Consider the following 13189-nt stretch of genomic DNA (forward strand, 5'->3'; position numbering starts at 1 on the left):
TTGGGTAAATATCCGATTGATTTGATCATGGTCTGAGGTGGAACCACGTGTTAGGATGGTGCTAATGAAAACGTATGCAAACCATTCTGAGAGGGGTTATGATTCATGAATACATCCAAATCCATCTTTTATAATGCACATCACGCACCGATTGGTGCTTTTGCGAGTTTTACACTGGGTTACAAAGGAGCCAAAGGCGGGCTGGGTCTTGAACTCGGCAAGCCGGCTGACCAGAATGTATATATTGGATTACAATCTCACGATGGCGACAATTATCAGGCGCTTCCTTTTTATGAAGCTTCCGAGGATGAGAGCAGCCGCTATGATGTAGAGAAGTTGGAGAATGGGGACACTGCGTCGACAACAGCGACCAAAGTTCCACAACCTCTAATTACGGCTTTTCGCGATGAAGATATTACACGTGAATTTACCTCAGGTACGGATACGTGGACTGCTGGAGATCTGACGTTCCGTATCTACTCTCCTGTACGTCCAGTACCTGATCCGACGAATGGGGATCGTGAAGAATTAATGGATGCACTCGTACCTGCCGTATTGGTTGAGATGACGATTGACAATACGGAAGGTCAACAATCCCGCAAAGCCTACTTTGGCTATCAGGGCAATGATCCGTACTCTGCGATGCGTCTGATTGGGGGACCGGAAGGTGGCTCCATCACAGGTGTGGGACAAGGTCGACTTACAGCAATTATGTCAGCAGATGACGGACTGTGGCCCGCACGCGGATTTACGCTGGAGAAACTGTTGCAGGAGAAACATCGGGAGAATCTGGCATTTGGACTTGGCTCAACCGCTGCACTATTGATGGAGGTTCCGGCTGGAGAGAAACGTACGTATCAATTTGCAGTATGTTTCTATCGCGGGGGCATTGTGACGACCGGAATGGACACAACGTATTGGTATACGCGGTACTTTTCCGATATTCAGGCAGCAGGAGAGTATGCACTACAACGCTTTAGTGAGTTGACTGCATCCTGTGGAGAGGTTGAACAGCGCCTTGGATCGGCTGCTTTGACCGAAGATCAATCATTCATGCTTGCTCATTCCATTCACAGCTATTATGCCAGTACTCAACTGCTGGATGCCGATGGTGAGCCACTCTGGGTGGTGAACGAAGGGGAGTATCGGATGATGAACACACTTGATCTGACGGCTGACCAGTTGTACTTCGAGCTTGCCTTGAATCCATGGACGGTGCGTAATGAGCTGGAGTGGTTTGTGAAACGATACAGTTATACGGATCAGGTTCGTTTCCCGGGGGAAGAGAAGTTATATCCGGGCGGAATTACCTTTACCCATGATATTGGTGTTGCCAATGTGTTCTCACGCCCTGGACACTCGGCATATGAGCTGGTTGGCATTGACGACTGTTTCTCACAGATGAGCCACGAGGAGCTGGTGAACTGGCTCTGCTGCGCGACAGTATACATTGAACAGACACAGGATCAGGCTTTTGTGAAAAACACGTTGCCTGTTATCCAGGATTGCTTCGAAAGCATGCTTAATCGTGACCATCCCGACGCAGAGCAGCGTAACGGTCTGATGGGTCTGGATAGCAGCCGTACCCAAGGTGGAGCGGAGATTACAACCTACGACAGCCTGGATGTGTCACTTGGACAGTCTCGCAATAATATCTATCTGGCGGGTAAATGTTGGGCGGTCTATGTTGCATTGGAGAAGCTGTTCGCAACTGAGAAGTTGGCCGATCTGTCCCATCAAGCAGGGCTTCAAGCGGATCGCTGCGCTGCCAGTATTGCTGCACAGTTGACTGATGGCGGCTACATTCCAGCTGTTATTGCAGAAAATAATGATTCTCGAATCATTCCGGCGATTGAAGGTTTGGTGTTCCCGTACTTTACAGGCTGTGAAGCAGCACTGGATGTCAATGGTCGTTTTGGACCTTATCTGAAAGCACTCCAAACTCATCTGAAAACGGTTCTTGTACCGGGAACATGTCTGTTCGAAGATGGAGGCTGGAAACTGTCCTCAACAAGCAATAACTCGTGGCTGAGCAAAATCTATTTGTCCCAGTTTATCGCTAGAGAGCTGCTGGATGTGGAATGGAATGAGACAGGCAAGGCAGCAGACGCGGCTCATGTCAACTGGCTGCTGCATCCGGAGGAATCCTACTGGTGCTGGAGTGACCAGATCCTGTCTGGTGTGGCGGTAGGCAGCAAGTACTATCCGCGTGGTGTAACGTCGATCCTATGGCTACTCGAAGGAAAAGGGAATCACCTTGGGCAGATCTATGCCAGCAAGGAGGCGGTACAATGAGCCAATCCGTCGTTCAAGCTGCCTTGTCAGGTCCACAGTATGATGCGTGGCTGGGGTATCACTCTGAATTGCCAGGAGCGAATGGACTTGCCCAAAAGACGGCTCCTGCGTGGAGCAAGCTGATATTGGTGGAAGAGAACCATGGAGTGATCACAACAGCTCTGATCGAACTTTCACGGGGACTGGAGAGGTTATATGGCGTGAAACCGTCGGTCAGTCATCTGTCTGATACTCAGGAAAGTGAACGGGACAATCACGCTTCCACACCCGCAATACGAATCGGTACTTGGACAGGGAGCGATTCGGTGGCTGGGTCGTTCAGCGAGACAGAGCGTTCAACTGTTCAAGGGGAAGGGTACATCATTCGTGAGAACGAGACCGAAGGTGTACTGGTCATTGGATCAGAGACCCCCCAAGGTGTGCTCTATGGTGCATTCCATCTGCTTCGAGAGCTGACAATGGATCAAGGAATTGCACATGAGGCGGATGATGCTGTGAATAAGTGGAGCTTCATTACAGAGCAGCCAACCAATGCGCTACGGATGATTAATCAGTGGGATAACGTGGACGGCAGCATTGAGCGTGGTTACGCAGGAGACTCGATTTTCTATGATAACGGGGAATTCACGCTGGACTTGGGACGCATCCGGGATTACGCACGTTTACTCGCTTCCACGGGCATCAATGCCATATCGATCAACAACGTCAATGTACACCGCCGTGAGAGCCTGTTTCTGACGGAACGTTATCTTAGTGATGTGGCGAAGGTTGCCGCTGAATTCAGAGCGTATGGTGTTCGATTGTTCCTGAGCGCCAACTACGCAAGTCCAATTGAGATTGGTGGTTTGCGTACGGCTGATCCGCTGGATGCGCAGGTTCGGGAATGGTGGAACATTCAAACGGCCAAGGTGTACGCAGCGATTCCGGATTTTGGCGGTTACCTGATCAAGGCAGACTCCGAGAATCGTCCGGGACCATTCACGTATAACCGTGATCATGCCGATGGTGCGAACATGCTGGCTGAAGCCCTTCGGCCATTCGGTGGATTGGTCATCTGGCGTTGCTTTGTCTATAACTGCAAGCAGGACTGGCGGGATCGTTCCACAGACCGTGCACGTGCAGCCTATGACCACTTTACGCCGCTGGACGGGCGTTTTGCCGAAAATGTCATTTTGCAGATCAAAAACGGGCCGATGGACTTTCAGGTGAGAGAGGCGGTATCCCCGCTGTTCGGCGCCATGGAAAATACAAATCAGGTGATTGAATTTCAGATTACACAGGAGTATACCGGGCAACAACGTCATCTCTGTTATCTGGTTCCCCAGTGGAAAGAAGTATTGGACTTTGACACATACGCCAAAGGCGAAGGTACAGAGATCAAGCGAATCGCGGACGGTTCTCTGTATAAACGGCCATACAGTGGCTTCGCCGCAGTATCCAATATTGGTGCAGATGCCTGTTGGACAGGACATCCACTCGCGCAGGCGAATCTATATGGATACGGAAGACTTGCGTGGAATCCGGAGCTGTCCGCCGAAGAGATTGCTGATGAGTGGGTGAGACTCACATTTGGACATGAAGACGAAGTTGTGCGGCAGGTTATGGGCATGCTTTTGACTTCACTAGATATCTATGAGAATTATACGGCGCCTCTCGGTGTGGGTTGGATGGTTAATCCGGAACATCATTACGGGCCGAATGTAGATGGATACGAGTATTCCAAATGGGGAACGTATCACTTTGCCGATTGTCATGGCATTGGTGTAGATCGAACCGTGAACAGCGGTACAGGATACACTTCACAGTATCACCCTGAGAATGCTGATCGTTATGAGTCCGTAGACACCTGTCCGGATGAGCTGATCTTATTTTTCCATCACGTGCCGTACACCCATGTTCTGCATTCGGGTAAAACGGTCATTCAGCATATTTATGATACACACTTTGAAGGTGTTGTGCAGGCAGAGGCGTTAGCCGAGACATGGAGATGGCTGGAGGGAAAAATCGACCCGGTTATTTTCAGTAAAGTTGCTTCATTACAGGACAACCAGGCCGAACACGCCAAGGAATGGCGGGACATGATCAATACGTACTTCTATCGCAAGAGCGGCATAGCGGATGAACAAGGTCGAACAATCTATTGAGTGGAATTGCGGATGCAGATGAACTTGGTAATTAGGAAGGAAGTAAGAAGATACCTTGTTTTCTTTGATGTACAATAGACAGCATGGACATACATGAGGAGGAGAACCGTATGGGACAACATGAACTGCCCGAGACCATGAAAGCTGCTATCATGACAGAGCCAGGACACATTATTATTGAGGAACAACCCGTCCCGCAACCGGCAGCGGATGAGGTGTTAATTCAGGTAATGGCTGTCGGGGTGTGTGGCTCGGATGTGCATTATTTTGAACATGGACGCATTGGCAGATTTGTGGTGGAGAAACCGATCATTCTGGGTCATGAGTGTGCGGGGATCATTGCTGCTGTTGGCTCGAACGTATCACGTCTCAAAACAGGGGATCGGGTTGCTATTGAGCCTGGGGTGACTTGCGGACGTTGCTCGGCATGCAAGGAAGGTCGTTATAACCTGTGTCCGGATGTACAATTTCTAGCGACCCCTCCGGTGGATGGGGCATTTGTACAGTACATGGTGATACGTGAAGATATGGTATTCCCGATACCGGATCATCTGTCTTATGAGGAAGCAGCTATGAACGAGCCATTCTCTGTTGGTATTCACGCTGCACGCCGCAGCAAGTTGGCTCCGGGTACAACCCTGGCGATTATGGGCATGGGTCCCGTTGGACTCATGGCCGTGGCTGCTGCCAAATCTTTCGGTGTAGAGAAGATCATTGTAACGGATCTGGAGGAAGTTAGGTTGGAAGCAGCTCGCCGCATGGGTGCCACGCATACCATTAATGTGCGGAATGAAGATGCGCTGGCTGTGATTCGCGAGTTAACAGGTGGTGTGGGTGTCGATACCGCATGGGAAACAGCAGGGAATCCGAAGGCACTACAATCTGCTCTGTATTCACTTCGACGTGGAGGCAAACTTGCGATTGTAGGCCTGCCTGCTCAGGATGAGATCGCACTCAATGTTCCATTTATTGCAGACAATGAAGTTGATATCTATGGCATATTCCGTTATGCCAATACGTATCCGGCAGGAATTGAATTTCTGAGCTCCGGCCAGCATGACGTGATGTCCCTGATTACAGATCGTTATTCACTCGAAGAGACACAGCAAGCGATGGAGCGCGCATTACACAATAAAAGCGGCAGTCTGAAGGTCATGGTATATCCGAATGGTATGTAAGAACAGCCTGGAAAGAGTCCTGCGGTATAGGACTCTTTTTTTTGTTTTTTTGCAAAAAAGTATGGGTCAAGCTCCCATAACATGGTATAATTCATGAAGATTTTAATATATAAATGGATACACACCATATTGGTGAATAAGTACTTAGCGAAAGGAACTGAAGGTTGTGAGAGTACATGAATTTATGATACACGCTGATTTTCATCGGGATGATCTGATGTCGGTATCTTCTCAAGCGTCGCGTTTTTCCTCGGATATTATTTTGTCGTATATGGAGTCTGAGCATGAGCATCGTGTAGATGTCAAAAGCCTGCTTGGAATGGCGTTACTACCCATTCGATATGGTAGTGTTGTCAGATTACAGACAAGAGGCAGGGATGAACTGGAGGCTTTGGAGTACATGTTGAATGTACTGGAGAAAGGGACGGCGTGACACCTGATTAGGTGCAAAATCACAGATATCATATTTTTTTTAGCTATTCCTCAAAACCTGCTGGTACTTTGTCCAAAAAAAGAGTATAATAAAATGTAGTTTGATTCTAAAGAAGTACCCATATTAAAGGAGTGTAAATAGATTATGCCAAAAGTTGACATCCATCCAAAGACACAACTCGTAATTTTTTACGATGCAAGTGCTGATTTCAAATTCCTGAGTTCTTCCACGAAGTTCTCTAACGAAACTATGGAATGGGAAGACGGTAACTCTTACCCAGTAATCCGTGTGGACACTAGTTCCGCATCCCACCCGTTCTTCACTGGTAAACAAAGAAACGTGGATATCGGTGGCCGTGTTGATAAATTTAACCGTAAATACAACATCAACAAATAAGTTTGTCCATACATTACAAGAAAACCTCGGGATTTATCCTGAGGTTTTTTTGTGTACATTAAAAATTAATTAAACCAATTATTGCGCTTACAACACATTCGGATGTACACTAGGAAACGAGTACGAACATATTGGAGGAGGAAATAGAGATGAGTAGCATCACACATATGGTAACGTTTACACTTTACGCGGGTAAAGATACACCGGAGGCCGAAGCCTTTTTGAAGGAAAGTTCAGATGCACTGGCTGTCATTCCTGGCGTAGAGCAATTTCAGGTTCTGAAACAGGTAAGTGAGAAGAATGAGTTTGACTACAGTTTCTCGATGGTCTTTGCGGATCAGGTTGCGTATGATGCATACAACAATCACCCGGTTCACCGTCAATATGTAGAAGAGCGTTGGGAAAAGGAAGTCAGTCGCTTCCAGGAAATTGATCTCATTCAAAATCATAATTAATAGTCTCCACATATAGGAAAAAAGTTGAACTACCATATACAGCATTGAACAATGCTGTATATCTCTCTGAATAACGCGTAATTAATGAATAAAAGTAACATTTTTCCGAAATCGTTTTCGATCAAATGAATTCAAGGAGGTTTTCGCTGTTATGCAATTGGATCTCTCAGGAAAAACGGCTCTGGTTACAGGAGCAACCGGACAGCTGGGGAGAGTCATCGCCCGCACGTTGGCAGCCTGTGGCGCCAATCTGGCTCTACATTACATAAATAATGATACCAAGGCTCGGGAGCTTCAGGGTGAGATTGAAGCACTCGGTCGTCAGGCTGTTATTGTACAGGGAGATATTACAAAGCAGGATACGGCATTCCGGATTCGTGATGAAATTCAGCCTGTCCTCGGCGGAGTGGATATCGTCGTTGCCAATGCGGTCATTCAATATGAATGGACAACGGTGTTGGAACAGTCTCCTGAAGATTATTTGAGTCAGTTCGAGTCCTGTGTTATGCAGAGTGTGTATCTTGCCAAAGCTTTCATTCCACATATGCAAAACGTCAAAGCAGGTCGCTTTATTGGCATTAATACCGAATGTGCGATGCAAAACTTCGCTCACCAATCGGCCTACACCGCTGGTAAGCGTGGAATGGATGGCGTATATCGCGTGCTGGCCAAGGAGGTTGGCGAGTATCAGATTACCGTAAACCAGGTTGCACCTGGATGGACAATTAGTGAACGTGATCGGTCCAGTGAGCCTGGACATGATGAGGCATATACGCGTACCGTGCCGCTGAAGCGCAGGGGTGAAGATCAGGAAATCGCCAATGTGGTAGCTTTTCTTGCGTCGGACCTGTCCTCATTTATCACGGGTGCCTATATCCCGGTTAGTGGTGGCAATGTGATGCCTGCTATCTAATGTCTGATTTGGATTCGGGATAACAATAAACCTAGTTTAACCGTAATCCGTTTGTCATTCGACAAGCGGATTTTTTGGCATTTTGCTATAGCTGGAATAAAGGTTTAAGGGGCTGGTTTTGTTTCATATATCCAGACATACATATTGAGTTGGTTCGGTTTTCGAAAGATTGGGGTATAAGAATAGGTATATTAACCGAGTGGAAACATAATCAAAATGAGCAATTAAAGGAGACCCATCACTTATGAAAAAAACAGTCGCGGACGTTCTGGTTGAATCCTTATTGAACGCCGGCATCAAACGCATATATGGCATTGTTGGAGACTCCTTGAATGCGGTACTCGACTCCATTCGTCGTTCTGGGAAGATCGAGTGGATTCATGTACGACATGAAGAAGTAGCTGCATTTGCTGCTGGGGCGGACGCTCAGGTCAGTGGAAGTATCGCTGTCTGCGCAGGGAGTAGTGGTCCTGGTAATATGCATCTGATTAACGGTCTGTACGACTGTCATCGTAATCGTGTTCCTGTACTCGCCATTGCCGCACATATCCCAAGTGACGAGATTGGCAGTGAATATTTTCAGGCGACCCATCCGGAGTATCTGTTTCAGGAATGTAGTCATTATTGTGAAGTCATTACAACAGCCAAACAGATGCCGCGTTCTCTGACGATGGCCATTCAGACAGCAGTTGCACGTTCAGGTGTGTCCGTCGTTGTATTACCGGGGGATGTAGCAGGACTTGAAGCAGCGGATATTCCTGTGCCTGAGCATGTGTATCACGTAACCAACCCCGTGGTACATCCCTCTGAGCCTGAACTCGTGAAACTGGCGGAGTATCTGAATCAAGGCAAAAAAATTACGTTATTGTGCGGTGCAGGCTGCGCGGGCGCTCGGGAACCCCTTATGCAGCTCTGTGATCGCTTGAAATCCCCGATGGTTATTGCGCTACGAGGCAAGGAATATTTGGAGTATGACAATCCCTATTCCGTTGGCCTTACGGGTCTAATCGGGTATTCATCCGGTTATCATGCCATGATGGACTGTGATGTATTATTAATGCTGGGAACGGATTTTCCATATCGTCAATTCTATCCCGAAGATGCGAAAGTCCTTCAGGTCGACATTCAATCTTCCCATCTGGGTCGGCGCACGAAGCTGGATTACGGCGTATGTGGGGATGTGAAAGCGACCATTGAAACTTTGCTTCCTTATCTGACAGAGGAACACAGTGACAAACATCTGCGTAAAAGTGTGGATCGTTATGTGAAAGTACGCAAAGATCTGGACGAGCTGGCCGTTGGAAAACCGGGTAAAAAGCCCATTCATCCGCAGTACCTGACCAAGGTCATTAGTGATGCCGCAGCTGAAAATGCCATCTTCACCTGTGATGTCGGTACTCCGACAGTATGGGCGGCCCGTTATATCGAGATGTCTCGTAATCGCAGACTGCTCGGTTCATTCAGTCATGGTACGATGGCAAACGCTTTGCCACAGGCAATTGGCGCTCAGGTCGCTGATCCGGGCAGACAAGTCATCTCTTTGTCGGGTGATGGTGGTATTACGATGCTGATGGGTGATCTATTGACATTGAAACAGCATAATCTGCCGATTAAAGTTGTGGTGTTTAATAATGGAGCACTCGGTTTTGTTGAGCTGGAGATGAAAGCTGCCGGATTCCTGGAATCGGGAACAGAGCTTGTCAATCCCAACTTTGCGATGGTTGCTCAAGCCATGGGCATGGAAGGTATTCGGGTTGAGGATCCGGATGAACTGGAAGGAGCTGTACAGCGTGCGCTTCAGCATGATGGTCCTGTGTTGATTGACGTGGTGGTGAATCGTCAGGAATTGTCCTTACCTCCGAAGATTGATATCAAACAGGCGGAAGGATTCACCTTATGGATGATGAAAGCCGTGCTCAACGGACGAGGGGACGAAATTATTGAATTGGCAAAAACGAATTTGCTGCGTTAAAGTGTTTCAAAAAGCGGATATGCACCGTTTGAAGTTGTAAAGATACCGACTTAAAAAGTATTGTATTTGTAAAAGAGGAGCATGCAACAATACGTAATAGTTGTGTGCTCCTTCAATTGAAATGCTGAAAATGTGACAGGTGATATAGTATGAATACATATTATATGATTTGTTTTTATGTCGAAAGTCTATTAGAATAGGTAAAGTCAGGAAGGTTTTATGCCATTTTTGACCTACATATTGCATCATTGCATGTAAGTACGTTTCATATCGTATTCATCGATCCAATCACAAGATGACACACACACATGGAGGAGATCAACATGAGTCACGCAGGAAAAGTAGCCATTATTACTGGAGCAGGAAGTGGATTGGGCCAAGCAGCAGCATTGAAGCTGGCTGAAAAGGGTGCATCCATTGTCGTTGTGGATCTTGTCGAAGAGACAGGTCTTGAAACGGTTAAGCAGATTGAGAAGCTGGGAAGTAAAGCTATTTTTGTACAAGCAGATGTAAGTAAAGCACCTGAAGTTGAGAATTATGTGAAAAAAACAGTCGAAGAGTTCGGACGAATCGACATGTTCTTTAATAATGCAGGTATTGCAGGTCCTGGTATCAAGTTGATCGAACATACGATCGAGCAGTTTGACCAGATTATTGATATTAACCTGAGAAGTGTATTCTACGGGTTGAAGTATGTGATTACGGAAATGCTCAAAACAGGTGGTGGTTCCATTCTTAACACGGCCTCCACAGCCGGTATTGTTGGTGTACCTGCAGTTGCACCTTACGCAGCAACCAAACATGGCGTGGTGGGCTTGACGCGTACAGCTGCAATTGAATATGGCAAGGACAACATTCGTGTAAATGCGATTGCCCCAGGTACAATTGAGACGCCGATGGTTGTTCAGTTCGGTAAAGACAACCCTGAAGTGTTCAAGGCAACCGTTGACAGCATTCCATCCGGACGTCTGGGCAGACCGGAAGAGATCGCGAATTTGGTTTCCTTCCTGCTTGGAGATGAAGCACCATATATCAATGGTGCAGTATATCCGATCGATGGTGCAGTTACGGCCCAATAAGAGTTCTGCTTATCGGTAATAGAATAGCCGTTAAAATGGTTAAAGAGAGGCCACTGTATGCATACAGTGCCTCTCTTTTTAATTTGTTTTTTGTACTACAAATTCATATCAGGCAACGTTGTGCGATGTATTGGTTTGTGTACTTTTGAGAGGTGCTGAACGATACGAGCCTATAACGATGATGACGGCAACAGCAACCCCGACAGCGCCAATCCAGGTAATGGATGATAATGAAACGCTGCTGACCGCGATTCCGCCAATACCTGCGCCAGCAGCCATGGCTAATTGCATGACCGAACTATTCAGACTTAGCATAATGCCAGAGGATTCCGGAGCCATGGTGACCAGGTTATATTGCTGAGTTGGACCTGAGGACCACGCGGCAAAAGACCACAAAATCAGAACAAGGAAGACAGCGAGATGAGAGCTTGCCGTTATATTCAACAGGACCAGACTTACGATATGCAATGTCATGCCTGTGATCAGCGTTCGTTTGACACCCCATCGGTCAGCACTGAATCCTCCAACTTTTGAACCGATCAGACTTGCTATGCCAAATGCGAGTAAAGCTGAACTGAGTAGTGCTTCGCTCATTCCTGAAACGGATACAAGGTAAGGTGAAATGTACGTGTAGGCAATGGAATAACCACCTAACCAGAAAAATGTCACCAGCAGTGCCAGTACAATTCGTGGCTGTTTGAGCAAAGACAGTTGTTTCTTCAGCGGAACAGGCGCTTCTGCTTTGGAAGGCGGAATGGCGGCCGCGATCACCAGCATGGCGAGAATGCCAAGAACGGCAATGCCGGCGAAAACAAGCTTCCAATCCCAAGATGCAGCCACAAGCCTTCCGATCGGAACGCCAACGATCAAAGAAGCCGTAAATCCCGTGATTACTGTGGCGATTGCACTAGCTTGTTTGCCCTCTGCTGCTATTTGGGAAGCAACCGTTAATGCCGTGACAACAACAACGCCCGCGCCCAAAGCCATCAACACGCGTGCTGCGACGAACAGTCCATAACCCGGCAACAGGTAGGCAAGAACATTAGCCACAACGAATAGACCGAGGAAGTATAACAACAGCTTGCGACGGTCCCAGCGCGAAGTCAGTGCAATAATGACAGGTGTACCTAGCGCATATACGAGTGAAAAAATCGTAATGAGCTGTCCGGCGGCGATTAAAGAGATATTCATCGTATCTGCAATACGATCCAAAATGCCGGCAATGACATATTCGGAGGTTCCTACAAGGAAACTGACCAAGGCAAGAACATAGATTTTGAGCGTGGAAGACATGGAAACATAACCTCTTTCTGATTATTATTATATTTTTAGAAATATAGAAATAAAGACGATAGAACAAGATATGAATGCTCTGAATGCAGCCCATCTGCACGAATGGTAATGTTACAACCTAGATAATGAATATTGGTATAAACGTAAATTTAGGTGACCTAGTTCTGCTAATATATGTTGAACCCTGTTTCAATATTTCTAATTATATAGAAATAAAACTCAAATTTTTTATTTATTTAGCAGATAGGGAACAAACTTTTGTGCGGTCTCCGTGTTTAGGCTGTAGTAGATATACGTACCTTTCTTTTGCGATGTAAGCAGACCACAATCGGACAGCTGTTTCAGGTGATGAGACAGAGTCGATAGGGCAACCGTAACAAGGCGGCTCTCCAGATCGGCAGGACACAGGTTGCTTTCGCCCGATAAAATCTGAATGATTTTGTACCGTGTTTGTTCGCCCAGCGCTTTATGGATTTTGACAACTTGTTCAATCTCATTTGAGTTTGATTGCATAATGATCTGTCCTTTCGTCTTTATTTCTTATTTCTAGTAATATAGAAATAACAGTAGCATATGTCGTTTGAAAAGTAAACTCTCGGACGAAGATTCTATACTTTCTACTGCGTCTGTGTTAACAGCCGAAAGTCTGGAGTAACTTCTCCCGAGAGTTATGTGAGTTGTATATTACCGATCTAGGGAATCAACATAGTCTTTGGCTTCCTTCAACGAAAGACCTCTGGCTTCACGCAGTCGTTTGATCGCCATAATTTTTTTCCCTTGTTGTATCAGTGTAAGCAGTTCCTGATCCAAATCCGTTTGGGCTGGTTGGCTTGTGTGGGAAGGAGGTGCTTCCTTCGGCGACAAGGTGTAATTGAAGTCGGATCGGACGCTGCCGGTTGAACCGTTCTCCAGACGCTCGATATCTCTTTTCAATTCATTCAATTGATGTTGCAGGCTGGTGACTCGGACCAACAATACAAGGATCAGAAGCGACAGAACGATCCATACCAAGGTGTTCATTTCCATGATGT

12 protein-coding genes are annotated in these 13189 nt (G+C 46.8%); 9 read left to right on the plus strand and 3 right to left on the minus strand.

The annotated features are described in order from the left end of the window. Positions 1–105 precede the first annotated feature (105 nt). The 9 genes from ACDJ59_RS08825 (at position 106) to ACDJ59_RS08865 (ending at position 10865) form a co-directional block, all read left to right on the plus strand. Positions 106–2295: a glycoside hydrolase family 52 protein gene (locus tag ACDJ59_RS08825; RefSeq protein ID WP_413408429.1), complete on the plus strand. Its 2190-nt coding sequence runs from the start codon at positions 106–108 to the stop codon at positions 2293–2295. Continuing rightward, positions 2292–4439 (plus strand): alpha-glucuronidase family glycosyl hydrolase, encoded by a 2148-nt coding sequence (locus ACDJ59_RS08830; RefSeq protein WP_413408430.1) that lies wholly within the window; start codon positions 2292–2294, stop codon positions 4437–4439. Before ACDJ59_RS08825 ends, ACDJ59_RS08830 begins: the two co-directional genes overlap by 4 nt. Positions 4440–4549: 110 nt before the next feature. Beyond that, on the plus strand, positions 4550–5617 hold the full coding sequence (locus ACDJ59_RS08835) for an NAD(P)-dependent alcohol dehydrogenase (protein ID WP_413408431.1): 1068 nt from the start codon (positions 4550–4552) through the stop codon (positions 5615–5617). 184 nt (positions 5618–5801) lie between these two features. Next, positions 5802–6050 carry an HPr family phosphocarrier protein gene (locus ACDJ59_RS08840; protein WP_017688214.1) on the plus strand — a complete coding sequence of 83 codons (249 nt, stop codon included), beginning with the start codon at positions 5802–5804 and terminating at the stop codon, positions 6048–6050. 144 nt (positions 6051–6194) lie between these two features. Further along, positions 6195–6446 (plus strand): type B 50S ribosomal protein L31, encoded by a 252-nt coding sequence (locus ACDJ59_RS08845; protein ID WP_062834756.1) that lies wholly within the window; start codon positions 6195–6197, stop codon positions 6444–6446. A gap of 149 nt (positions 6447–6595) precedes the next feature. Then, the gene (locus tag ACDJ59_RS08850) at positions 6596–6901 is read left to right on the plus strand and encodes a Dabb family protein (protein ID WP_413408433.1); all 306 of its coding nucleotides are present in this window, start codon (positions 6596–6598) and stop codon (positions 6899–6901) included. Between the two features lie 151 nt (positions 6902–7052). Continuing rightward, on the plus strand, positions 7053–7814 hold the full coding sequence (locus ACDJ59_RS08855) for an SDR family NAD(P)-dependent oxidoreductase (RefSeq protein WP_413408434.1): 762 nt from the start codon (positions 7053–7055) through the stop codon (positions 7812–7814). Positions 7815–8058: 244 nt separating this feature from the next. Continuing rightward, positions 8059–9786, plus strand: a complete 1728-nt coding sequence (gene poxB, locus ACDJ59_RS08860) for a ubiquinone-dependent pyruvate dehydrogenase (protein WP_413408435.1) — start codon at positions 8059–8061, stop codon at positions 9784–9786. Positions 9787–10109: 323 nt separating this feature from the next. Beyond that, a complete protein-coding gene (locus ACDJ59_RS08865; protein ID WP_036673709.1) occupies positions 10110–10865 on the plus strand; it encodes an SDR family NAD(P)-dependent oxidoreductase in 756 nt (251 codons plus the stop codon). A gap of 108 nt (positions 10866–10973) precedes the next feature. On the opposite strand, the gene ACDJ59_RS08870 is transcribed toward ACDJ59_RS08865, so the two are convergent. The 3 genes from ACDJ59_RS08870 to ACDJ59_RS08880 all read right to left on the minus strand — a co-directional run bounded on the left by ACDJ59_RS08870 (position 10974) and on the right by ACDJ59_RS08880 (position 13184). After that, positions 10974–12158, minus strand: coding sequence for an MFS transporter (locus tag ACDJ59_RS08870; RefSeq protein ID WP_413408436.1), 1185 nt, complete (start codon positions 12156–12158; stop codon positions 10974–10976). A gap of 228 nt (positions 12159–12386) precedes the next feature. Beyond that, the gene (locus ACDJ59_RS08875) at positions 12387–12671 is read right to left on the minus strand and encodes an ArsR/SmtB family transcription factor (RefSeq protein ID WP_036613842.1); all 285 of its coding nucleotides are present in this window, start codon (positions 12669–12671) and stop codon (positions 12387–12389) included. A gap of 171 nt (positions 12672–12842) precedes the next feature. Beyond that, on the minus strand, positions 12843–13184 hold the full coding sequence (locus ACDJ59_RS08880; protein WP_413408437.1) for a ribosomal protein L7/L12: 342 nt from the start codon (positions 13182–13184) through the stop codon (positions 12843–12845). Positions 13185–13189 lie beyond the last annotated feature (5 nt).

The sequence above is a fragment of the Paenibacillus amylolyticus genome (assembly GCF_047302515.1).
Classification (GTDB): domain Bacteria; phylum Bacillota; class Bacilli; order Paenibacillales; family Paenibacillaceae; genus Paenibacillus; species Paenibacillus amylolyticus_G.